Raw genomic sequence first — 22,529 nt, 5'->3', positions numbered from 1 at the left:
AATGGCGTTTTTTTGTTAGGATGACTTTATAATGCAAGGTAACTGTATATTACTTTAATCTAACGGCCATTTTCACGTTAAGGCCGCCAGTCCATTGCCTGCCTAGTTACTTTAAAACCTCCACTTCCACATAACTATCATTGTAAACCGTGTGGGTGGCTTTAATGTAGTCGGCATCTGTAGCTTTGTATGGGTTATCCACAAACTTTTGCGGGTTACGGGCAAACAATGGGAAGGCTGTGCTTTGCACTTGTATCATTATACGATGGCCTTTTTTAAAAGTATGCAACACATCCTGCAGCTTTACGTTTACGTTAGTTTTTTGGTTTGGTACAAAGGCCTCCGGCTTCTCAAAGCTGTTACGGAAACGGCCCGGCATAATCTCAGAACGTACCATTTGCTGATAGTTAGCCATCAGTATGTTCTTATTTGGCAGGTATGGATGGTTGGGCTCATCATCAGGGTAAACGTCTATAAGCTTAACAAACCAGTCGGCATCGGTGCCGGTGGTGGCCACTTTAAGGTGCGCCATAATCTCTCCGCCAAGTGTAACGTCATCCTGCAACACATCACTCTGGAAAACCAGTACGTCGGTACGGCGGCCGGCAAAACGCTGATCTTCGCTCATATAATTACGCGGTGTGAAGCCTACGGTGGTTGTGTTATCATTGGTGTAAGGAACCGGCTTTAGCGGATCACTTATAAATGACGTTGATGCTGCTGCTGAAGGCTGCGCCATAGGCAGCTTACCGTCGGCACTCAAAAAGAGCTTTTGCTTGGTTGCTGCAGGTACCGGCCATTGTGTAAATTGAGCCCATTCCTTTTTACCCGTGTTATACAGGTACGCTTTAGGCAGGCGCGTATTCTTATCGCCTTTACCTTTCAAAAAATGATCAAAAAACTTAGCCTCAATATTCTTTTGGTAAAATGTAGCTATGCTATCGCCAAAATATACGTCGCCGTGGCGGTGGTGCCCCTGCTCGCGGCTCCAGCCACCATGATCAAACGGTCCCATTACAATAGTGTTATAAGCAGCAGGATCGGTTTTATTAATGGTTTTGAAAATAGCCAGCGGACCGCGTAAATCTTCGGCATCAAACCAGCCGCCCACAATCATTACTGCTGGCTTAACTTTACCAAAGTGACGTAGTAAATCGCGCTTCTGCCAAAACTCATCATAGTTAGGGTGATTAACAGTCTCCTGCCAGTAAAAATTGTCTTTGTAATACTTATCAGCGTTAGTCAAGGGGCCCATGTTCAGCAAAAAGTTGTAACCATCGCGCGTAGTTGGGTTTATAATTTGGTAATTATACCATGATTTACTTGTGGTGTCCTTCTTTTGCACGCCAAATACAGGATAGGTAAAAAAGTACGACTCAAGCAGCGCCCCATTATGATGGAAGTCGTCATACCAAAAATCAGATATAGGTGCCTGGGGTGATGATGCTTTCAATGCCGGGTGGTTTGACAGTAAACCGGCCGCCGTATAAAAGCCCGGATATGAGCCTCCCCACTGCCCTACGCGGCCATTGTTAAACGGTATATTTTTTACCATCCAGTCAATAGTGTCGTAAGTGTCGGATCCTTCATCAACATCCTTTTTACTCTTCTTGTTATCAATCACCGGGGTCATGTTGGTCCAGGTGCCTTGGCTTTTCCAGCGGCCACGTACGTCCTGGTAAACTACAATATAGCCTGCCTTCATCATTTCTTCAGATGGACCTAGTTTTACAGGGAATTTATCGGCACCGTAGGGCGCAACACTGTAACAGGTGCGCTGCATAATAATGGGATACCTTTTACCCGTCGATGCGTTTTTAGGGGTGTAAACCGATGTAAAAAGCTTAACACCATCGCGCATGGTAATGTAGTAGTCTTTTTTAGTATAGTTGTCTTTAGCATAGCTGCCGGTTACCTGTGAGTAAGCATTAATACAGCATATAACAGCAACCGTAAGCAGGAAAAAAAATTTATTCATTGATTTATGTTAATAGTACAGCACACTAAGATAAGCAACCCCGCTCACATGCACTACATTTAAAGCCACACACCTTAAAAAACGAAAGCCCCGGTACCAAGTACCGGGGCTTTAATTAATGTGTTTAAAGTATTTTATACAACGTCCAATAATCGGTTACGTATATTTTGTAGATGTTCAAATTGCGGTTCTTTCGACGTATACCGTCCAAATAAAAATCGGTAAGCTGCGTATAACCCAACATGGGGTTGGCCTCGTTGGCAATAAGCACGTAACCATCATATTTTTCAGGCGCCTCCACTGCGCTTAAATAGCTTTCCTGGTAAGGCATGGTTAGCGTTTTAATATTTTTCACATAACATGCCACCGAGTAAGCTACTGCATCATCAACTAAAATATGGTCGGTATCACGTAAAGTGTTTATATAATCTGCAATTTCACGATTTTGCTCATCAACCTTATTACTGGTGCGATTAAGCAGTACACTTGCAAAGTTACTCTCCTCGGGTATATATGATTTGGTTAGGAAGACGTAGCCTATATACAATTGCACGGCAACAATAATAGTGAGTGCTGCCTTTAACATTTGCTGGTTTTTAATAAACCTTGCCCTGAAAATGATACATAGCATTGCCAGAATTAAAAACAGCAGGTAATACTGGTAAACCAAATTTACACCATCATACTTTACCTTTAAAAATTCGATAAGGCCAAAGGGTGTTAATAGCGTAAGTATTTGATACGTGTTTTGCTTGAACAAATAAATAGCCAGCACAATCATAGGGCAAAAAACTATTGCCTTTAATGATACCAGGATAGAAAGTTCGGGGATGGCAAAACGCGCTGCTGTTTGAGCTGCACTATACTCAAACTTTTCGGCAATGATATTCCAGGTTGCGTACGGACTTTCCAAAAAGTAATTTAAATCATCAGCATGAGTTAAATTAAGCACTTTGTAAATAGCTATTGAGGCAACCGGCAATATAAAGATGATACTGTAAATAGAAAACGTCTTATTAATGAGCTTACGTCTTAATGAGGGGTTATTAAAACTCAAATGCAACCTGAACACCGATTCCTTTTCGCTCAGGTTTAAGCTGTGCAATGATATGGATAGCACCAGTGGAATAAAAAATAAAGCTAACCAAATACACTTATAATCGCTGAATACAAGCAAAACAAAGAATATGCTGGCAATACTCACGTGATAGGTAGTGTTTGAATTATAAAACCTCAGCATATTTAAAAAGAACAGGAAAAAAAATATCAATATCATATATACCGACTTGCCCGATGCTGCAGTATAAATTAAACCCGGATGCAAAATGAACAAGGCAGCCAGTAAATACAAGTAGAAATTATCTTTATTACGCTTAACCAATGAGGTAGCCATAATGTAGAACAAAATGGCGGTACCAACGGCCGATGCCAGCACCGGTGCTAAAACAGGGTTAATAAAGCTGAAAATATAAGAGCCATAGAAAGGCAATAGAGGCGATGTTAAACCCATAACGCGCAGCTTATTGCCTAAGCCCTGCGTTATAATTTTGCCTTTCTCTATATAAAATAGCTGTTCGTGATTTGTGTAACCTAATTGGTTAAGGTAGGTAGCTATAAATATATAGTATACGGCTAGTATAAGCGAAAATACAATTAAATAGAAAGTTTTAGAACGTGTCATTTTTTACTTAACCGCGTTGTTTTGATTGTTCACTTTACTTAAACCGTGGTTGGTTTTTTCCCAATAAAACGGATTTACAATTAACTGGTACAAACCTTTATAAGCGGCAACAGAGTGCATAAGCCAGTAAATAGGATTAGCAATTGCAAATAGGATAAGCTCATAAAATCTGCGTTTAAATACGGCCATCATATTCACGTAAATCATCAGGATGTTACCTACCATTAAATTAAATATGGAGATGAACAACACCCAGTCGGGGAAAATCTGGCGTATGATTCCCAGATCAAAAACCACATAACATATGAAAATTAGTATAAGTATGGGGTTAATAAGGAACATTATTGGTGTAGCACCCACAAAGAAATTAAAGCCAAGGAAACCTTTTATCCCAATTTTTTTGATGAGTGCCATTGGATTACGCATGTGTACCAGGTAGGTTTGCATGTAACCCTTAATCCAGCGCGAGCGCTGACGGATCCAGTTGAAGAAATCATTATTGGCCTCTTCGTAAGTAGTTGAGTTAATCACCGCAATTTTATGTCCTTTTGCATAAGCACGCACACCTAAATCGGCATCTTCTGTTACATTGAACGGATCCCAGGCCCCAAGTTCAACCAGCTGTGCCAGCTTGAAGTGATTACTTGTACCGCCCAATGGGATAGGAATATCAAGTGTATCAAGGCCAGGTAACACGTAGTCAAACCAATATGAATACTCCAGCGTAAACATACGTGTAAGGAAGTTCTCGTTACGGTTGAAGTAGTTGAGTGCGCACTGCACACATATGTAGTCTTCAGGCAGCTTATTAAACATAGCCACCACTTTCTTCAATTGGTCGGTATCAGGAATATCTTCCGCATCGTAGATGGTAAGATACGTTCCGCGAGAAAAATGCAAACCGTAATTACATGCCTTTGGCTTGGTTTTAGGCATGTGGAACGGCACCACAATTACCTCAAAAATTGCCGGGAAATCAAGATTACGCACCGCGTTAAGTGTTTTATCGTCATCCTCCTCTATCAGCAGTTTTATATCAAGTAAATGCCTTGGGTAATCGATGCTCTGTAAGTTCCAGATAAGCTTTTTGATTAGCTTATCCTCTTTATAAACGGGCAGGTGTATGGTGTAAACCGGTAACGATTCATCATCAAGATTTTTGATCTCGCTTTTGGTTACCGCCTGGTACAATTCAAACTTGGACCCAACTAATGAAAGGAAAAGTTTGAACGAAATTGTAAACAGGAAAAACACGCTCATGAAAACATTCACAATGATGGAAGTCATTTTGAAGTTGAGCACCAAGCCGGCAGCAATAAGCCCTATGAAAGTAAATATGAACACCAACTGCCCGGAGGTGAATGTGGTAAGTGCCGAACTTTCGTTATCACTGTTCAGCAGTTCAAACACGGCCGATTTCACATACTTTTGTCCAAGCAGCTTGTGGCTAAGCCAGGTTATATCAAGGTCAGACGCTACAATAATCAGTGGTTCTAAACCGTAAGTAAGGCGAACAAAGTCAATGAATAACTGATCATCCGGATCGGCCATTATGGTTACCACCCTGTTGTCTTCAATACGCAGCGGGATAGCCAGCCTTTCGTCAGCAAAGCGCAAATCTATTTTTCCAAGCACTTCCTCATCGTGGGCCTCTTCGCGTATGTTTTCGAAAACATAACCGGCATTTGTTAAAGAACGCTCGTAGTTTTTACGGGATATAAAACCAAAGTTAAGTGCAATTTTAATATGCGAAGCCCCTATAGTGGTTGAATAATCATCAATTTTATTGCATTCTTCCTCGCCCAGAAAACCATCCTGAAGCAGCAACTTAAAAACCGATGAGTTGCGGCAACCTGAATAGATACCTTCTGTTCTCTCTGTAATTAATCCTTCACTCGCGGTTGTATGCATAAGCCTTTTTAACAATGAACATTTCACACACAATAGCAGGATATTAAGTTACCCTGCTATTGGCTTTAATTTGCTGGCGAAACCTGAACTGATTACTCGCCTATGATGTCTTGTGAGCGCTGTACTTTTGAACGCACATAAAGGAATGCCAGTAATATAAGTACCAATATGCCTAGTAGTACGTAAAGGTTGTAGCTTTCCCAAAAACGGGCTAAACCACTTTTTGCATCAGTATACTCAATATTATCAGTAGCCTTATCAACGTTAAATAAGTATTTGTTGTCATTTAAATCGGCCACACATACGTTACTGTTTAGTGTTGATAGCTGCTCGGTAATTGCTTTTGAAGCCGACAAAAATGCACCGTCGAGATTTTGACCTGTAGCGGTAAGTACCAATATGGCATTGTTACTGCCCCTGCCATAAAAAATTTGAGCCAAACCGTTCGACACCGAGTCTGACAGGGCATAAACCAATTTGTTATCCTCATTATTATACAAACGGAAGGCATGGTTGAACTTAATCGGCGCATCAGGGAATTTATCCATCAACGGATCATCCTTAGCTAACAGCGCAACGATGTTGTATTTTTTCAAATCGCCATCCTGTACCTCGTCAGAGTATTTAAAATCAGGGAAGTTATTGCTGTTTAAGTTGTTGTTTAATTCGTAAATAACCTCACCAACCGCACCGGCAGCATATTTAGCGTAGTTTTTACTAATTACAATTTGAGATGGACCTTCGTTAAACGCCTCTGGGTACTGGTAAAAGCTCAGGGTATTATTTACAAAAGGGTTTCTTGATTCAAGGTATGACTTGTCAACATCAATTTCACCAAAGAAATTGAGGAAGCTATTCATACAGTTACCTGTTGACGGGTAAAAACGGAACTCAGCAGTAAGTGAGTTGTATTTACGATGCTGGTACCGGTTAACTACAACCGAGGTATTCAACTTGCCTGTTTCATTCAGCTTTTGGCTATTGATAAGCATACCGTTAAGGTAAATATTGAAGTATCCCCTATCGGCAGGGCTCATACCACTGTATGTACCTATAAAGCGTATTTCAACTTCTTTTGGAGTAAAGCTAAAGTCGCTGTTTTTAAAGGTATAAGTGCTGCGTAACGAACCAATACCCGACATAAAGTTTGATACCCCGCCAACATCACGGAAGGTTAGTTTTGTACGCTGCTGGTTAAGATTCTTGATATTATCATTGCTTGCAGTATTTACCACAAGGTAGTTACCAAACGATGAGTTAAGTATGTTATAGTTACCTAATGCAGTTATGGCTTTGTTGTAACCATCATCATCGGCACCGGTGATGAACAATATTTCATTACTTGAAAACGCCTGGCGTGCTGCTGAAATAGAAGACACAAACCGCGGACGATAAGCAGACGAATCGGTTACGTTGCTTTTGTACAAATACATTAAGCCCTGACCACCCTGCGGAGTAACTGTTATAAGGCTCTTTTTGTCTGCCGGTAACTGATCCATGGTACCAACCATTACATAGTTACGAATTGTATCAGGCACCTTATCATAGGAGTAAACATGCAAATCACTTACAGCTAATGAGCGCTTAATTTTGTTATATGCCCATGCAACCGCTTTCAAGTCATTTAAGCTTGGGTTGGTTGGGTATACTATAGCCGTTTTGCTTTCAAAAGAGTTGCTGATGTTTACATCATTGTAAACGTTTTTGCTGCTTTTAACTAACGACAGGAATGAATAACCCTTAACCTTAATCCACATAGCCGGGTTATCAAGGTCTTTACATTTATTATCGGTAATAGTAAGCAACGTTTTTACCTGAACTTTTAAAAACTGCTTATTATCAGTAAGGTAACTGCTGTTTAACGGAATAACCAAACGCTGTATTGAATCTTGGGTCATGCGACCGCTGAACACCGGCTTATCAGCCAGGAGGATGTTGATGTATGACAAATTTTTGATGAGCGCCTGTGATGGTTCAAAGTATAAAACCAGCTTACTGCGGTTCATATCAACAAGCGGATCCATTCTGAAGTAGAACGAGCTTACACCACTCATACCATAAATTACCTCATCATCATGTCCATAAGTTTTAAAAGAAATGTTGGTTTGCGCCAACGTTACCTTTGCAAACAAGGTTGTTAAGAGTAATAGCAGGGTCAGAAATTTATTCATATCAAGTTGCAGATTATTTTTCTTAGTATCAGTTATATTAATTTACAGCGTAAAATTCTACTCTAAAATAATTTCCGTTGTCATCGCTACGGTAAGTCAGTTCTCCACCCATTTCAATGGTCATTAGTTTGGCAATTGAAAGTCCGAGACCTAAACGGCTTTCGGCCGGCGAGCCCGAGGCATCACTTAGGGTTTTAAGCCTGTTAAACATAATATCTAATTCATGCTGCCCAATGGCTATGCCTTCGTCAATAATTTCAAATACAAATTTTTGACGCTGCAGGCTGGTAACTACACGCAGATTGTTATTGGTTTGGGAAAATTTGATAGCGTTTGAAAGTAAATTTTGAAACACCTGACTGGTAAATACCTTATCAAGCCTTACATTAAGCGGCAATTTCAGGATGTTGTCAAGCAAGTGAACGTTCTTCATATTAGCCGTATCAACTAATCCTCTGAAAACCTGCTGCGCAATGGTGTTGGCGTCAAATGTCTCCATATTGAATTTAATTTCAGGAGACTCAATTTCCTTAACATCCATCAACGTTTTAAGGAGATATTGCATCTTCTCGGCCGATTCGCTGATGTACCGGGTAAATTCCTTCTGATCTTCACTCAGGCGATATTCTTCTTCTTGAATGAGGTTATTACTCATTACTATGGAGCCAATAAGGTTTTTTAGATCATGACCAGCAATATTTATAAAGCTGTTCTTTTGCTCATCAAGACGGCGAAGCTTATCATACTGAATATCAATAATACTGTTCTTCTCCATAATATCGCGGTTTTGCGATTTTAACTGCTCGTTTGATTGCTCAATAAGCAACTGCGAGGTTACCTCACGTTGAATTACCTTGTAGCGTGACGCAGGTATAAGGCATGAAGCAAAAGCAATAATAAAGAAGTACTGACCTCCGTTACTGATAAACACATCGAGCGAGTAACTGTTAAGGATGTTATAAAAAACAGCCAGCAGCATTAAAGAAACCAAGGCTTGGATAAGCGAGTTTACAGGTTCCCAAAATACCTGCAGGTTAAAAAACAGGAAGATGATGCCATACATTAAAAAATAGATTGTGATATGGCTTATGTCAACCAAGTTGCACAGCACCGACATCACAAGCGAGAGTAGAAAGAAGCTTATATGCAGTAACAGACGGTAGTCGAGCTTATTTTTTTGAAAATAGTTATAAACACCATAAATAACTACAACAACTATAACACGCACCACCATAATTTCAACCCAATAGTTGGTGGTGTATATAAAATCAATGATTCCTAAAAGCGGATACAGAAAGATTATTGTCCAAATGATGTTATTTGTGATAAACCAGGCTTTTTTCCGGGTTTCCTTCAGGTATTCTTCTTTATTGATTTGGGCAATCATTTATGGTAAAAATATTATCAGGCGTTAAAATTAATGTTGCTGAAACTATAATAATTTGATGTTAAATATAGAAAATACTAAATCAAACTACATTATTTTATCAAAAATCAAACTTATACGGCTGGTATTTGTATTTGTTTGCTTGGCGTTTGCAAAAAGTACACCAACATTTGCCCAAACCAGGGCAATTGCTTTCAAACGCGCTGCATCGTTAAACAACGGCATTAACATATCATGGCTTGAGCAAACCTGGAATCCTGATGCTTTAAAACGCAAAGCAATCACTATAACAGACTTAAAACTGCTTAAAATACTTGGTTTCAAAAGCATTAGGCTGCCTGTGGCATTCAGGTATTATGAGGAGCATAACATACCCTTAAGTAATGTACTTAAACAAGTGGATTATGTATGGAAACTATGCCGCCAAACGGGCTTTAAATTAGTAATTGATTATCATTATGGTAAGCTTAATGATGCCAATTACACGCTCGAAACACAAAAAATCATCAAAACCTGGAGCACTTTAACCATAAGATACGCGAATGCACCGGGCAATCAGCTCATTTTTGATTTGTATAATGAGCCACCTCCCATCAATCCGTCTGTATGGAAAGATGCCGCCTATAACATAGTTACGGCATTGCGTAAGATGGACAAAAAGCGAACGTTCCTGGTGGGTGCCTCAAATTACAACAGTATTTACGAGTTAAGCCGAATGGTGCGCCTTGCCGATGAAAACATAATTTATTCGTTTCATTTTTATGAGCCTTTTTTATTTACCCATCAGGGCGCAGCATGGGTGGGCAACCAAGTCTCCACTACCGGGGTTCCGTTTCCCTATAACGTAGAAAATTTTCCCGCCCTTAATTTAAAAGCAAAAGGCACGTGGGGAAAAACCAATTATTACCAGTATAAAACTGATGGTAATGAACAATCAGTTAAAGATAAATTACAAATAGTTAAAAACTGGGCAGGCAATTATGCTGTTCCTATTATATGCAGCGAGTATGGTGTGTATAATAAATATGCCCGGCAAGACAGCAGGTGCCGGTACATTAAAACGGTACGCAATACGTTACAGCAAATGCAAATACCAGGCATGCTTTGGGATTACAACGGAAACTTTTCGCTGTTTGAAGGAAAGCCCGCAGTAAATAATTTGCCGCAATGTATGGCCGATGCTATAGCCTATAAACCTAAAAAGTAATTAATTGTATAAAGCTGTATAAATTAAGTAGATTTGTCACCAAATTAAATTATGGAATTTTTTGTAGAAAAGCGTCGCGAGGTAATGAAGCATATTGAAAAATACATGCTTGAAAAAATGCATGATTTTTTGAAGCCGATTGACCAGATTTGGCAACCGTCTGACCTGTTGCCCGACTCTACCCGCGATACGTTTTTCTCAGAAATAAAAGATTTGCAGGAAAGCGCCAAAGGCCTTTCTTATGATTTGGTTGCTGTGCTTATTGGTGATACTATTACCGAAGAAGCATTACCTACTTACGAATCATGGTTAACCATGGTTGAAGGGGTTGACAAATCAGAACATAATGGCTGGATGACCTGGACCCGTCACTGGACTGCCGAAGAAAACCGCCACGGTGATCTATTAAATAAATACCTGTACCTGTCTGGTCGTGTAAACATGCGCGCTATGGAGGTATCAACCCAGTACCTTATTGCCGATGGCTTTGACATTGGCACCGGTACCGATCCTTACCGTAATTTTATTTACACATCTTTTCAGGAGCTTGCTACAAACGTTTCACACCGCCGCGTGGCCTCTTTAGCAAAAAAACACGGCGACACATTGCTATCAAAAATGTGTGGCGTTATTGCAGCAGACGAAGCCCGTCATGCGAAAGCTTATATGCACTTCATCAACAAAATATTTGATGTAGATGCAAATGAGGCAATGATAGCGTTTGAGGATATGATGCGGAAAAAAATTGTAATGCCGGCTCACTTCCTGCGCGAGGTTGGTTTAAAAATTGGTCAAACTTTTGGCCACTTTACCGATGCTGCACAACGTTTGGGTGTTTATACTGCGGTAGATTACGTTGATATATTGAAAGACCTTATTGACGAATGGCAAATTGAAAGCCGTACCGAATTGAACGAAGCAGGCGAAAAAGCCAGAGATTACATTACTGCGCTGCCAAATCGTTTACTACGTATTGCAGAGCGAATGAAAAACCCATCTATTGAATATAAGTTCAGCTGGATTCATGGGTAACACCATTCACTCTTAGAGAGCTGTTCAAGATATTATTTTATACAGTCAAGCCCTCCCTAAAAGAGGGCTTGATTGTGTTATGACTTTTCGCCTACGTAATCAATATTATCCCTGCCCGGATAATCCAGCAAAAGGTTATTTAAAATCTCTTCAATGGTAAGCACGTTTACATCATCAGTGTAATGTTCTGACTTGATGATGTGCAGCTCTTTGTCATTTACCAAATCAATTCTGAACAAGAAATCATCGTAGAGTTCAGGGATAGATATATCAAGACTATTAGCACTTAACGCAACTTTCAAATCAACATCAAGATGCCGGTGCTCTTTAAACTTCGTATTCAAATCGTTTTCAAGAAAAGACTTTAAATCTTCAACATTTACAGGTTCTGTTGCATGTACAATTTTCATAAGCCGTATTTATTACTGGTATATAACCTACAAGCCAGAATTTTAATTGTTTGTCTTACGGCAGCAACCCTGTTTGGTGCAATACTTTGGTAAATAAGCGCTTTTGCTAACTTTGTGTTATGCCTCCCTATAGAGGCATCTACCGTTTATGAACTACAAATTACTTGGCCGTTCGGGCCTTAAAGTTTCTGAACTGTGCTTGGGCACTATGGGTTTTGGCACCGAAGCCGGTTGGGGAGCCGACAAGCAAACCAGCTTTGAAATAATGGATGCTTATGCCGAGGCAGGCGGCAACTTTCTCGACACTGCTAACATGTATAAGCTAGGCACCAGCGAGAAGATTATTGGCGAGTACCTGAGTATTCACGACAGGCATCAGTTTGTGGTAGCCACAAAGTATACCTTAAAAGATAACATTACCAATGTAAACGCATCAGGCAACAACCGTAAAAACATGATGCGCAGTGTTGAAGAAAGTTTAAAGCGCCTGCAAACCGATTATATAGATGTACTGTACCTGCACATTTGGGACAACATTACACCAATAGATGAAGTACTGCGCGGCCTTGATGACCTTATACGCCAGGGAAAAGTTAACTATGCCGCTATAAGTGATACGCCAGCGTGGGTAGTTGCAAAAGGTAACACCCTGGCCGAATTGATGGGTTGGAGCCAGTTTATTGCTTTACAGGTAGAATACAGCCTTATACAACGCACACCCGAACGTGAGCTGATACCTATGGCCAAGCATTTTGGCATGACGGTTACCCCATGGGCACCTCTTGCGGGTGGCGCACTAACCGGTAAATACCTGCGCGGTGAAAACGGGCGTGTTAAAGCAGAAAGCAATCGCCGTAACGAAAACAGTGAACGCATAACCCGTGTAGTAATGGACATTGCAGACGAACTTAATGTACAACCTGCCCACGTAGCTTTAACCTGGATGATGCAACAGGAGTTTTCATGTATACCCATTGTTGGAGCTACCAAATTAGAACAGCTTGAACAAAACCTAAAGGCGGCAGAGGTTAGTTTAACTAGGCAGCAAATGCAAAAGCTTGATGAAGCCAGCCAGATTCCTTTGGGTTTCCCGGGTGATTTTTTCAAAGAAGATGCTGTAAAAATGAACTCGTTTGGCGGGTTTTATGACAGGGTTGAAAAAAGATAAAACTTAAATAATGGCAACTTCAACAGTTGCCATTATTTGTTTAACGTAGTTGCTTATACGGGAAAGGTTGTCGGCAAATTGTAATTACGAAATGCGAAGCCGCAATTCCGAAATCAAAAACTGTATCTTTGTACCGATATGCAATTGGCCGAAGACACAGTAAAGCAGGGATTTAAAGGATATAACAATTACGGCGCATGGCTGCGAAAAAAATATGATGGCCAGCGCGTATTCAAGGTTATTGTTGATGGTGGATTTACCTGCCCAAACCGCGATGGCTCAAAAGGCTACGGAGGTTGCACCTATTGCAACGTTGATTCATTTACACCTTCGGTATCGCGCAGTACACCTACACTGCGCGAACAGGTTGTTAAAGGCATTGAGCGTGCCCGCAACGGCAACAAGGCCGATAAGTTTATCATTTACTTTCAGCCTAACACCAATACTTATGCCCCTACGCATTATTTAAAAATGATGTATGATGAAGCATTGAGTGTTGATCCTGAAAATACTGTAGGTCTTTCAATTGGTACCCGTCCTGATTGTATTGATGCTGAAAAGATAGCCTTGCTCGAAAGCTATACCGACCGCTTTGACGTTGACCTGGAGATGGGAATGGAGTCTATTTTTAACGACACCCTTAACCAGATAAACCGGGGCTGCACACATGAAGATTTGCTTAACGCACTCAAATTAGTTGAAAACAGCAAACTTGATATTTGTGTACACACCATTTTTGGCTTTCCGTGGGAATCGCACGAGATGATGCTTAAGTATGCTGATGAAATCAATCGCCATCCGCAAATCAAATTCGTAAAATTCCATCACCTGCATATTGTTGAAGGCTCGGTAATGGGTGTGAAATACAAGCGCGAACCTTTTAAGCTCTTTAGCCTGCCCGAGTATACCGACTTTTTATGTGAATTACTACCATTGGTACGTTCTGATGTTGTTGTACAACGGTTATTTGGCCTGTCAGACATGGAGTTGCTCATTGCACCTAACTGGCAGTTAAAAAAATCAGAAATTCAGCATTACATTGATAGCGCAATATTGTCGCGTGGCGTTATACAAGGCTCGGCATTGTAAAATATACCGCTTTGGTATTTGCTTTGTAATAAACACATAGTTAAGTTTGAGTTTATTATAACTATTGTGACGCAAAAAAACCTGCAAAGCTACATTCCGGCCCTAACCGGGGTGCGAGCCCTGGCCGCTTATCTTGTATTCATTTCTCACTTTGAGTATGTATTTGATGGAAATTTTCCTCATGCTGCGCAAAGATTTCTACAGGAGTTTCATATGGGCGTTACCATATTCTTTGTTTTATCGGGCTTTTTAATCACCTATAGATATTATAATAACTTTCATCTAACTAAAGATTGGTTTAAGCAATACCTCAAAAACAGGGTAGCCCGCATTTACCCCATGTATTTTTTGCTTACCGTTTTAGCGTTTGTTTATTACTACGTAACGCACGACGAAAAAATTACCAAAGGGTTCCCTTCGGTTCCGGGCTTGCTGCTAATGCATATAACATTTGTAAGGGGCTTTTTTGCCAACCTTTGGGATACGGGCATTGCTCAAGGTTGGTCACTTACGGTGGAAGAATGCTTTTACTTTTCTGCCCCTTTCATTTTTTTAGTCAACAAAAAATACCGCCAGTTTTATACGCAACCCCTTGTACTAACAGGCACAGGGCTCTTGCTGGTAGTTATCTTTCGCAATGTTAATTGGTATGGCTTTTTCGGCAACTTCACCTTCACCATGATTTATACGTTTTTGGGCAGGTGTTTTGAGTTTTTTGTTGGCATACAGTTGGCGCTCATTCTACTTAACAAAGGCACTGAGCGAACGAGCAAGGTAAAGTATACATACCTTGGCTTTTTACTAATGATGGTTTGCGTAGGCATAATGTCACAGTTGGCTATACCCAAAGGATGGATGGCCGGCTTACACAACCCGTTTGGTATAATCACTAATAACTACCTGTTGCCGCCATGTATTGCCATGTTTTTTTATGGTTTACTTACCGAATCAACCGTTTTTAAAACCATTCTGTCATTTAAGTTTGTTGAGTTGTTAGGCAAAAGCTCTTACATATTTTATCTCATACACCTGGGTTACATCCGCGATTTTCTGAACGATTGGATTAACAAGGCCAATGACTGGGTATTTGAATATTATGACGCTCACGGCATGTCTTGGGAACACTCCCCTTTTGAAAATGACATCATAAATTTAATCATCCAGTTTGTGCTGCTTAATGCACTATCAATATTGCTCTTTAAAACCATTGAAGAGCCAATGAACCATTACATACGCAAATCAAACTTTCTGATTAAAAACAAACCTCGTAATCAGGAAAACGAATCGGCCCTGATTAAATAAATATTGCTCCAGCATACATGAAGAAACTTTACCTGCTTACGTTAGTAACTTTTATAATGCATTGCAGCACGCAATACGTGTATGCCGGCTGGCCAATAGGTAAATACAGGCATATTTTTACATCTTCGCTTACGTACTACAGCTCAAAAAACTATTGGGACAAAAACGGGAAGAAGGTCATTACCCCATCGGGCACGTCTTTCAACGCTTTAACCATAGGATTATATGGTGGAGTAGGCATAAGCAGGAGGCTTGATTTATTGGCCAGCGTAGCCTATGCATTACAAAATAGTAAATTTGGAGGCGTAACACAATCTACCCCAACAGGTTTTGGTGATGCCACCCTTGGGTTAAGCTACAACATTGCTGCTTTTAAATACAAAAGATTTTTATCGGTGCAGGGCACTGTTATAGCTCCTCTTTATACGGTGGAGCGGGCCGGCAACACACTTGGCTACGGCGTACTAGGTGCCGAGGGCAAGCTCATGTATAGCGGCGAGATTTCCTCAAAAGCATATTTCAACATTGAAGGCGGCTACCGCCGTTACTTTGATGATAAAGGACCTAACCAAATACTGGGTTCAATAACCATTGGCACCGCGCTTGATGATCGCAAGAAAAACCAGCTTACGTTTGACGTTGGCGGACTAAAATCCTACAGCAACAATGAAAACCTTATTAGCGTTAACCCAAACCTGGTGTATAACGGCTATTACGTAAAAGGCGGAGTGAGCTATGGTCATAAGTTTACCAACAAGTTTTCGGTTTTTGGTAATGCCTTTTACACATTTGCAGGCCAAAACGCTCCACAGGGTTATGGTGGTACTGTATTTACCGTATTTAAATTTTAAGGCTTACAAACAAGATGTTAAGAGCTATCACATTACTAAGTTTACTGTTTACCTTACTAGGTGCCTACAATGCCAGTGCGCAGGACGACGACCCAAAAGGAGAAATAAGCATTGATGCCATTCCATCGAAAAAAACGGCGGTTTACGGCAGCAACAATAACATAGGTTGGAAGCTAAAAGTTAAAAGCACATACAACGTACGTCAAGACGGTAAGCTGAGCTATGAAATCATGACCGACGACTGGAAAAAGGTTTGGTCGGGAAGTACTAAGGTCAGGCTTGGCAAAAATGCATCAAAGAATTTTAGCGTACATTTCCCTGGTCAGAAGGCAGGAGTTTACCGCGTACACTTCAGTTTCAACTTAAGTTATTATGATGATACCGTTAAAAGGGTGGTAGCGGTTGACCCCGAGAACATACATACAGAACTGCACAAACCCGGCGATTTTGCAGAGTTTTGGGCCAAATCAAAAGATCAGCTTGCTAAAATAAATCCAGATTATAAGATTACCGAGGTAGAATCAAAAGATAAGTACGTGCGCACTTACAAAGTTGAAATGCGCTCATGGAATAACGCCAAAATAAGAGGTTGGCTAACCATACCAACCGAGGGAAAAAACTGGCCTGTAATTTACAAATTGCCGGGCTATAACATACCCATGCGCCCCGAAATAGACAAGCCCGACTTTGCCGTGTTTGCTATTGATGTGAGAGGAAACGGTATGAGCCGTGATATTGTTGCGCCCGAAGCCGAAAGATACAACATGACCAACATTGATAATAAGGAGCTATATATATACCATGGTGTTTACATGGATTGTATAAGGGGGCTTGATTTCATCATGTCGCATGGTAACATGAGCCTTAATACCAACAGGGTTGCAGTACTAGGCGGCAGCCAGGGTGCCACACTGGCAATTATGGTAGCAGCGCTTGATAAAAGGGTAACTGCATGTACTTTTGAATTACCATTGTATGCTGATATGCATGATGCATATTCAATAGGTCTATCATTCCCGAAAACGACATGGCCTATAAACCGTTTTCAGGAATACATAAAGGCACACCGCACTTTTACACCAGAGCGTTTTTTGTCTATCTGGGATTATTACGATCCTCAAAATTTCATTAGCTCTATACGCTGCCCTATTTTAATGGGCGTTGGTCTGCTTGATGAATACTGCCCTCCGCGTTGCAGCTTTGGCATGTACAACAAAATAGCTAAGGATGTACAAAAAGAATACAAAGTGGCACCTGATAAAGCACACGAAATGAACCAGGATTATTTCATGTTTCAGCTCCTTTGGCTTAAAGAATCACTGCGGGCGCCTAATTAATGGCAATTGCAGCCTCTATTAATCAGGCAAATGCTTAATTTTAGTGCCACAAACGTTTTGAAAATTTGCGGCGCATCCGGCATCAATAAAAGTTTATACCGGGCAATATTACATCTTCAAATGTTAAAAAAAGTTATCCTTAAACCTCACTCGTTAACGCTGGTTTACACTATATTTCTAGTGTTTACGCTTATGCAGCAAGCTTCGGCAGGCGGCTGGCCTGTTCGTAAAGGCAAGCTGCTTACATCGGTATCCGTAAGCTACTTCAGGGCTAACAGTGCCTGGGATTCTACAGGTAAATCACGCAGTTATCCGGGCAATGGTTATTTTGCGTCTCAAAGCATTGGTATTTATGCCGAGTATGGCATATCGCGCAGGTTTACCGGCATAGCATCTCTTCCATACGTTTTAAACCAAATAAAACAAGATTCGCTCAAGGTATCACAATATGGCTTTGGTGATGTTGAGGCCGGCTTACGCTACTATCTTACAAATATTGAATTTAAATACTATTTAGCTTTACAAGCAACGGCAATTTTGCCGCTATACCCAAGGCAATCACTAGGGCTTGGCGCTCCGGGTACTGATCTTTCCATACTAATGTCTGGCGCGGGCAAAAAATACTACTTTACTGTTCAAACCGGCGGACGCTTCTATTTTTCAGACACCGGCCCTACTCAATTCAGGTATAATGGCGTAATTGGTTACAACATTGATTTACACAATCAGCTAAGTGCAGGCTTATCGGGTGTTATTTCATCAAGTACCAATAAGGAGTTCAATGTAAACTTTGTTCAAAACCGCGATTTTGCTTACCACCAGCTTTCTTTAAGTTACGGCTATTTGCTCAACCGCGATTTATCTTTCTTTGCAACCGTAAACCAGTTCCTGTTTGGCCGTAACACAGGTAAAGGAACTAACATTGCGTTTTCTGTTTCTAAAAAGTTTTAACAATTTACCCATAACATGCTGATTGCGGATACACTAAAGTTTTTAAAGTGCGCTGTGCTAGCTACTGTTCTTATTACCTGTAATATGCTTCCCGCTACTGCACAGGAAGAGGAAATTATATGGGATGCAAAGCCATCAAAAAAAGAAGCTATTTATAAAAGAACCGACCGCATTGCCTATAAAGTTGAGATAAAGAACAACTTGAAGACAGACCAAAGCGGCCGATTAAGCTACGCAATTATTGCACCTAATAACAAGGAAGTAAGCAGCAGCTCCATCAGCGTTAAAGTAAACAAAAAAAGCAGCGGAAAGTATCAGTTAAGTATTCCAACCCAGCCTGCAGGCTTTTATAAGGTGAACATTATGCTCAACACTAACGAGTATGATGATACTATAAGACGAGTAATTGGTATTAACCCACAGCAAATAAGCTCGGCCGGAAATAAGCCAGCCGACTTTGATGCATTTTGGGCTAAAGCAAAAGATGAGCTGAATAAAATTGCCCCTAACTATAAAGTAACCGCAAAGCCCGATTCTGATAAGAAGAACACCAACGTTTACCTGGTTGAAATGAAATCAATAGGTAACATAACCGTACGCGGCTGGTTAACGCTCCCTAAAGATCGCAAGCCTAAAGAGAAGTTTCCGGTTTGGGTGATATTGCCGGGCTATGGCGGCGAAGGTGTAAAACCCATTTATGGTTCACCTCAAATGGCTGTACTATCATTTAATGTACGCGGCCATGGTAACAGTAAGGATGTTATACACACCACTACCGAGGGCTACGTAACAACCGATGTTGAAAACCGTAATAAATACGTATTCAGAGGTGCCATAATGGATTGCCTGCGCGCTATTGATTTTATAGAAACCCGTAAAGATCTTGATTCAACACAAATACTGGTATCGGGGGCAAGTATGGGCGGCTATTTATCTATTGCGGTTGCATCGTTAGATCAACGCGTAAAGCTTTGCTCATCAAACAATCCTGTGTTTTGTGATTACCGTGCATCTGTTGGAAGTAAGGAATGGCCGATGAAAAGCTTTACCGAGTATGGCCGTAAAAGAGGCATTGCGCTCAATACGTTACTCTACAACCTCGACTACTTTGATCTGAAGAATTTTTCAGACAAGTTGAAATGCCCTGCACTTATTGGTATGAGTTTACTTGATAACCTTGCCCCACCGGCAAACGTTCAAGCTATGCTCAACAACATAAAGGTTAAATACAAACTGTTTGTTTATCCTGAGCTTGCGCATGAGGTACCCCCTTCAATTTATGAGTACCTCAGCAACTGGACAATGGATAAATTTGGCTTGTTTTAATTAAGCCTCACCAGCACGGGTTGGGTCAAAATGCAGGTTAGGTGTTAACCAGTAAAGCAAAATCACTCTTGAATACCTAAAGTTGAATGGCCAGAGTGCAAATGCTACGCCTAACAATATGGTAATATATAACCAGGGTGACTCTAAATTACCGGTTAAAATGTAGGTTGCAACGGCAAGTGTAACCATCTCCGCAACGTTCATGGCGTAGCTTACAAACATTGCTACGTAAAAGTACCCAGGTTCTATTTCAAAGTGAAAACCACAATGCGGACAGTTTTCACGCATAGTTTGGCCTCCTAAGTGGTAGCCCTTACCGACAAACATATTACCGGTACGGCATTTTGGACACTTACATTGTAAGGCGCTTTTGAATTCAGAAGGATTTGCCATTGCTGTTTTATCTAAGCTTAATGTTTTCATGTTGTGTATGTTTAAGTGCCTCTTTCCTGAAAACCTCCGGAGTAAGGCCCGTTTGCTTTTTAAAGAATTTTGTAAAATTTGAATTGTCTTCAAAATTGAGCTGAGCTGCAATTTCTGATATACCTAACTGCAGGTTTATAAGTAAGCGTTTTGCTTCAAGCGTTACCCTGTTACGTATCACTTCCCCTGCCGATATATTTAAAGCATCTTTACAAAGCGCATTGAGGTGGTTTGGAGTGATGTATAGCATTGCGGCATAATCCTTAGGTAAGCGCAATGTTTTATAATACTTTTCAATGAGCGTTTGGAAGTTGCGTAACAACGTGTAGTTATAAGGATTTATATTTATCTCCTGCTGCTCAAAGCCCAGGCGGCCAACCTTTATAAAAACCTGCAGTATCAAGGCCCTAACCATATCAAGCCCAAGTCTTTGCGGGGCTTCACTCTCGGCAACCAATTGTTCAAATAAAGCCAATATCTCTTTGTGCACCTGCTGTGGTAAATCAATTACAGCATTAGCAGTACTTCCGTTAAAAAAAGAAAACTGTTCCAGGTAATCAGGCTTCAGTAAAAAGGAGTTGAAAAAAGGAACGGAAAAGTTTATAACGTAGCCATCAACATCACCTTTAAACGCCCAGCTATGCACCTGGCCCGGTACCATAAAGTAAACTTGATAGGGTTTTACTTCAAATTGCTCAAAGTCTATGGTGTGGTTACCGTCTCCTTGTGTAAAAAGTACGAGGTGGTAAAACGTGTGCTTATGAGCCATTTGCAGGTTTTGATGCCTTTGCAAATAAGGCGCAAACCTGCTTATTAATATATCATCCTGTTTAAATTCAGATAATGTACAAATATCGTAAACCGGTATATCCTGCTTCATGATGATACAAATTTAAGTAGTACTATACCATTTTTACTGGTATTAAACATAACCTTAATGGTATCATTTACTTATTGATGCAATTCTAAGCTTTAATCATTTAAATACCGGTGATGTGCATCATGTTAATAAATGACATTAATTACAAAGCGTTGCACAAGTACAAAAAATTTATTGATTGCTACCTGATGAAACAAAGTGAGCGTGCAATAGTATTTAAATGATGACTTCCAAATCAATACCATTATTAAGGGTAATAATTACTGGTGCCACCGGTATGGTTGGCGAGGGTGTTGCTCATGAATGCATGAAATCGACCTTGGTAGAAAGCATATTATTGGTTAACAGGAAACCAAGCGGCATTACACACCATAAAGTAACCGAAGTTTTGCATGATGATATGCATGATCTAGGCAAAATAGAAGACAAGCTGATTGGATACAATGCCTGCTTTTTTTGTCTTGGAATTTCATCAATTGGTGTAAGTAAGGATGATTATTATAAGATAACTTATGAGCTTACCATGCATTTTGCCCAAACACTTAGCCGCCTTAATGCTGATATGACTTTTTGTTATATATCAGGAGCAGGCACAAATATTAACGGCAGCAGTAATTGGAGCCGTGTGAAGGGCAAAACCGAAAATGACCTCAAGCTGCTTCAGTTTAAACAGGTATACAACTTTAGGCCGGCATTTATGAAACCAACCCCGGGACTAAAAAACACTCTCGGATTTTATAAGTATATAACCTGGATGTTTCCGTTGTTAAGACCCATTATGCCCGGAACTATCGGAACCCTTACCGAGCTTGGGGAAGGAATGATTAACACCGCTGCTTACGGCTATAATAAGGAAACGCTTGACGTAAAAGACATAAGGACAATGGCCCGGTACCAATCGTAATAAAGGCTATAAAATACCAAAGGCTGCTCAAAACTGAGCAGCCTTTGGTATTTATGATATATTAAGTTGAAGGGCTTTTTTATTTGAACACAGAATATACATTGGTGATTTTCCAACCATCGCCGGTGTTGGCAATAGTCACATAGTTTGTGCGGGTAAAGTTGCTGTATTTCATATCAACCTTTACAATGCTCATATCATCATTGCTTTCAACCTCACTAACTGTGGTAGCACAATCCTGACGTACATCTTTATTTTCGTTGGCATGTTTAATTAAATCGGCTTTTGTAAAGCTCATAACCGCCTTGCCGCGTAAAATGTTAAACTTTGCGTTATCTTCAATTACCGATGCCAGCTCAGTGTTTTGGCCTAAAGTGGCGCTGTTTACGTAAGCTTCTACAGCATAATTTTTAGTTAATTTTACTGCTGGTATAGGTTCGTCGGCTTTTGCTATGTTAGCAACTATTACTAAGGCTAAGCCTAATACAAGTGATTTTAAGGTTTTCATATCGTTGAGATTT

At 40.5% G+C, this 22,529-nt stretch carries 19 protein-coding genes; 10 read left to right on the top strand and 9 right to left on the bottom strand.

Annotated elements, in window-relative coordinates; all coding sequences use genetic code 11:
* Positions 1-106 precede the first annotated feature (106 nt).
* From QZ407_RS04445 to QZ407_RS04425, 5 genes are all read right to left on the bottom strand, one after another.
* A complete protein-coding gene (locus tag QZ407_RS04445; protein WP_295767997.1) occupies positions 107-1,978 on the bottom strand; it encodes a CocE/NonD family hydrolase in 1,872 nt (623 codons plus the stop codon).
* Between the two features lie 124 nt (positions 1,979-2,102).
* Positions 2,103-3,659: a hypothetical protein gene (locus QZ407_RS04440; RefSeq protein WP_295767995.1), complete on the bottom strand. Its 1,557-nt coding sequence runs from the start codon at positions 3,657-3,659 to the stop codon at positions 2,103-2,105.
* Positions 3,660-3,662: 3 nt separating this feature from the next.
* The gene (locus QZ407_RS04435; protein WP_295767993.1) at positions 3,663-5,570 is read right to left on the bottom strand and encodes a glycosyltransferase; all 1,908 of its coding nucleotides are present in this window, start codon (positions 5,568-5,570) and stop codon (positions 3,663-3,665) included.
* Positions 5,571-5,662: 92 nt separating this feature from the next.
* Complete coding sequence (locus QZ407_RS04430; protein WP_295767991.1) at positions 5,663-7,741, bottom strand: cellulose biosynthesis cyclic di-GMP-binding regulatory protein BcsB; 2,079 nt, start codon at positions 7,739-7,741, stop codon at positions 5,663-5,665.
* A 37-nt stretch (positions 7,742-7,778) separates the two neighbouring features.
* Positions 7,779-9,128: a HAMP domain-containing sensor histidine kinase gene (locus QZ407_RS04425; protein WP_295767989.1), complete on the bottom strand. Its 1,350-nt coding sequence runs from the start codon at positions 9,126-9,128 to the stop codon at positions 7,779-7,781.
* Positions 9,129-9,186: 58 nt separating this feature from the next.
* Here QZ407_RS04425 and QZ407_RS04420 point away from each other — a divergent pair, with 58 nt between their 5' ends.
* Together QZ407_RS04420 and QZ407_RS04415 are read left to right on the top strand one after the other, a co-directional pair.
* Entirely contained in the window at positions 9,187-10,335 is a 1,149-nt protein-coding gene (locus QZ407_RS04420) for a cellulase family glycosylhydrolase (RefSeq protein ID WP_295767987.1), read from the top strand.
* A gap of 51 nt (positions 10,336-10,386) precedes the next feature.
* The gene (locus tag QZ407_RS04415; protein ID WP_295767985.1) at positions 10,387-11,367 is read left to right on the top strand and encodes an acyl-ACP desaturase; all 981 of its coding nucleotides are present in this window, start codon (positions 10,387-10,389) and stop codon (positions 11,365-11,367) included.
* 77 nt (positions 11,368-11,444) lie between these two features.
* On the opposite strand, the gene QZ407_RS04410 is transcribed toward QZ407_RS04415, so the two are convergent.
* On the bottom strand, positions 11,445-11,777 hold the full coding sequence (locus QZ407_RS04410; protein ID WP_295767983.1) for a hypothetical protein: 333 nt from the start codon (positions 11,775-11,777) through the stop codon (positions 11,445-11,447).
* Positions 11,778-11,925: 148 nt separating this feature from the next.
* Between QZ407_RS04410 and QZ407_RS04405 the strand changes: the two genes are divergently transcribed.
* The 7 genes from QZ407_RS04405 (at position 11,926) to QZ407_RS04375 (ending at position 19,801) form a co-directional block, all read left to right on the top strand.
* On the top strand, positions 11,926-12,945 hold the full coding sequence (locus QZ407_RS04405; protein ID WP_295767980.1) for an aldo/keto reductase: 1,020 nt from the start codon (positions 11,926-11,928) through the stop codon (positions 12,943-12,945).
* A 138-nt stretch (positions 12,946-13,083) separates the two neighbouring features.
* Positions 13,084-14,034 carry a TIGR01212 family radical SAM protein gene (locus QZ407_RS04400; protein WP_295767978.1) on the top strand — a complete coding sequence of 317 codons (951 nt, stop codon included), beginning with the start codon at positions 13,084-13,086 and terminating at the stop codon, positions 14,032-14,034.
* Positions 14,035-14,100: 66 nt separating this feature from the next.
* Complete coding sequence (locus QZ407_RS04395) at positions 14,101-15,336, top strand: acyltransferase (RefSeq protein WP_295767976.1); 1,236 nt, start codon at positions 14,101-14,103, stop codon at positions 15,334-15,336.
* A 17-nt stretch (positions 15,337-15,353) separates the two neighbouring features.
* Positions 15,354-16,187: a hypothetical protein gene (locus QZ407_RS04390; RefSeq protein WP_295767974.1), complete on the top strand. Its 834-nt coding sequence runs from the start codon at positions 15,354-15,356 to the stop codon at positions 16,185-16,187.
* 14 nt (positions 16,188-16,201) lie between these two features.
* Positions 16,202-17,524 carry an acetylxylan esterase gene (locus QZ407_RS04385; RefSeq protein ID WP_295767972.1) on the top strand — a complete coding sequence of 441 codons (1,323 nt, stop codon included), beginning with the start codon at positions 16,202-16,204 and terminating at the stop codon, positions 17,522-17,524.
* 120 nt (positions 17,525-17,644) lie between these two features.
* Positions 17,645-18,475, top strand: a complete 831-nt coding sequence (locus QZ407_RS04380) for a hypothetical protein (RefSeq protein ID WP_295767970.1) — start codon at positions 17,645-17,647, stop codon at positions 18,473-18,475.
* A gap of 84 nt (positions 18,476-18,559) precedes the next feature.
* Positions 18,560-19,801, top strand: coding sequence for an acetylxylan esterase (locus QZ407_RS04375; RefSeq protein ID WP_295767968.1), 1,242 nt, complete (start codon positions 18,560-18,562; stop codon positions 19,799-19,801).
* Here the strand turns inward: QZ407_RS04375 and QZ407_RS04370 are convergent, their stop codons facing one another.
* Both QZ407_RS04370 and QZ407_RS04365 read right to left on the bottom strand, forming a co-directional pair.
* Positions 19,802-20,224 carry a DUF983 domain-containing protein gene (locus QZ407_RS04370; RefSeq protein ID WP_295767966.1) on the bottom strand — a complete coding sequence of 141 codons (423 nt, stop codon included), beginning with the start codon at positions 20,222-20,224 and terminating at the stop codon, positions 19,802-19,804.
* Complete coding sequence (locus tag QZ407_RS04365; RefSeq protein ID WP_295767964.1) at positions 20,202-21,104, bottom strand: helix-turn-helix transcriptional regulator; 903 nt, start codon at positions 21,102-21,104, stop codon at positions 20,202-20,204. The genes QZ407_RS04370 and QZ407_RS04365 overlap by 23 nt, the downstream gene beginning before the upstream one ends.
* Positions 21,105-21,324: 220 nt before the next feature.
* Here QZ407_RS04365 and QZ407_RS04360 point away from each other — a divergent pair, with 220 nt between their 5' ends.
* Positions 21,325-22,008 (top strand): NAD-dependent epimerase/dehydratase family protein, encoded by a 684-nt coding sequence (locus tag QZ407_RS04360; protein ID WP_295767963.1) that lies wholly within the window; start codon positions 21,325-21,327, stop codon positions 22,006-22,008.
* 79 nt (positions 22,009-22,087) lie between these two features.
* Here QZ407_RS04360 and QZ407_RS04355 read toward each other — a convergent pair whose 3' ends face one another.
* Positions 22,088-22,516: a nuclear transport factor 2 family protein gene (locus QZ407_RS04355; RefSeq protein ID WP_295767961.1), complete on the bottom strand. Its 429-nt coding sequence runs from the start codon at positions 22,514-22,516 to the stop codon at positions 22,088-22,090.
* Positions 22,517-22,529: the final 13 nt, after the last annotated feature.

Source organism: uncultured Mucilaginibacter sp. (assembly GCF_913773635.1).
Taxonomy (GTDB): Bacteria; Bacteroidota; Bacteroidia; order Sphingobacteriales; family Sphingobacteriaceae; genus Mucilaginibacter.
This window is presented reverse-complemented; position numbering and strand designations above follow the sequence as displayed.

Excerpts from the sequence above, each read along its gene's own strand:
- QZ407_RS04445 (WP_295767997.1), bottom strand. The coding sequence starts at position 1,978 with ATGAATAAATTTTTTTTCCTGCTTACGGTTGCTGTTATATGCTGTATT.
- QZ407_RS04440 (WP_295767995.1), bottom strand. The coding sequence starts at position 3,659 with ATGACACGTTCTAAAACTTTCTATTTAATTGTATTTTCGCTTATACTA.
- QZ407_RS04435 (WP_295767993.1), bottom strand. The coding sequence starts at position 5,570 with ATGCATACAACCGCGAGTGAAGGATTAATTACAGAGAGAACAGAAGGT.
- QZ407_RS04430 (WP_295767991.1), bottom strand. The coding sequence starts at position 7,741 with ATGAATAAATTTCTGACCCTGCTATTACTCTTAACAACCTTGTTTGCA.
- QZ407_RS04425 (WP_295767989.1), bottom strand. The coding sequence starts at position 9,128 with ATGATTGCCCAAATCAATAAAGAAGAATACCTGAAGGAAACCCGGAAA.
- QZ407_RS04420 (WP_295767987.1), top strand. The coding sequence starts at position 9,187 with ATGTTAAATATAGAAAATACTAAATCAAACTACATTATTTTATCAAAA.
- QZ407_RS04415 (WP_295767985.1), top strand. The coding sequence starts at position 10,387 with ATGGAATTTTTTGTAGAAAAGCGTCGCGAGGTAATGAAGCATATTGAA.
- QZ407_RS04410 (WP_295767983.1), bottom strand. The coding sequence starts at position 11,777 with ATGAAAATTGTACATGCAACAGAACCTGTAAATGTTGAAGATTTAAAG.
- QZ407_RS04405 (WP_295767980.1), top strand. The coding sequence starts at position 11,926 with ATGAACTACAAATTACTTGGCCGTTCGGGCCTTAAAGTTTCTGAACTG.
- QZ407_RS04400 (WP_295767978.1), top strand. The coding sequence starts at position 13,084 with ATGCAATTGGCCGAAGACACAGTAAAGCAGGGATTTAAAGGATATAAC.
- QZ407_RS04390 (WP_295767974.1), top strand. The coding sequence starts at position 15,354 with ATGAAGAAACTTTACCTGCTTACGTTAGTAACTTTTATAATGCATTGC.
- QZ407_RS04385 (WP_295767972.1), top strand. The coding sequence starts at position 16,202 with ATGTTAAGAGCTATCACATTACTAAGTTTACTGTTTACCTTACTAGGT.
- QZ407_RS04380 (WP_295767970.1), top strand. The coding sequence starts at position 17,645 with ATGTTAAAAAAAGTTATCCTTAAACCTCACTCGTTAACGCTGGTTTAC.
- QZ407_RS04375 (WP_295767968.1), top strand. The coding sequence starts at position 18,560 with ATGCTTCCCGCTACTGCACAGGAAGAGGAAATTATATGGGATGCAAAG.
- QZ407_RS04370 (WP_295767966.1), bottom strand. The coding sequence starts at position 20,224 with ATGAAAACATTAAGCTTAGATAAAACAGCAATGGCAAATCCTTCTGAA.
- QZ407_RS04365 (WP_295767964.1), bottom strand. The coding sequence starts at position 21,104 with ATGAAGCAGGATATACCGGTTTACGATATTTGTACATTATCTGAATTT.
- QZ407_RS04360 (WP_295767963.1), top strand. The coding sequence starts at position 21,325 with ATGATGACTTCCAAATCAATACCATTATTAAGGGTAATAATTACTGGT.
- QZ407_RS04355 (WP_295767961.1), bottom strand. The coding sequence starts at position 22,516 with ATGAAAACCTTAAAATCACTTGTATTAGGCTTAGCCTTAGTAATAGTT.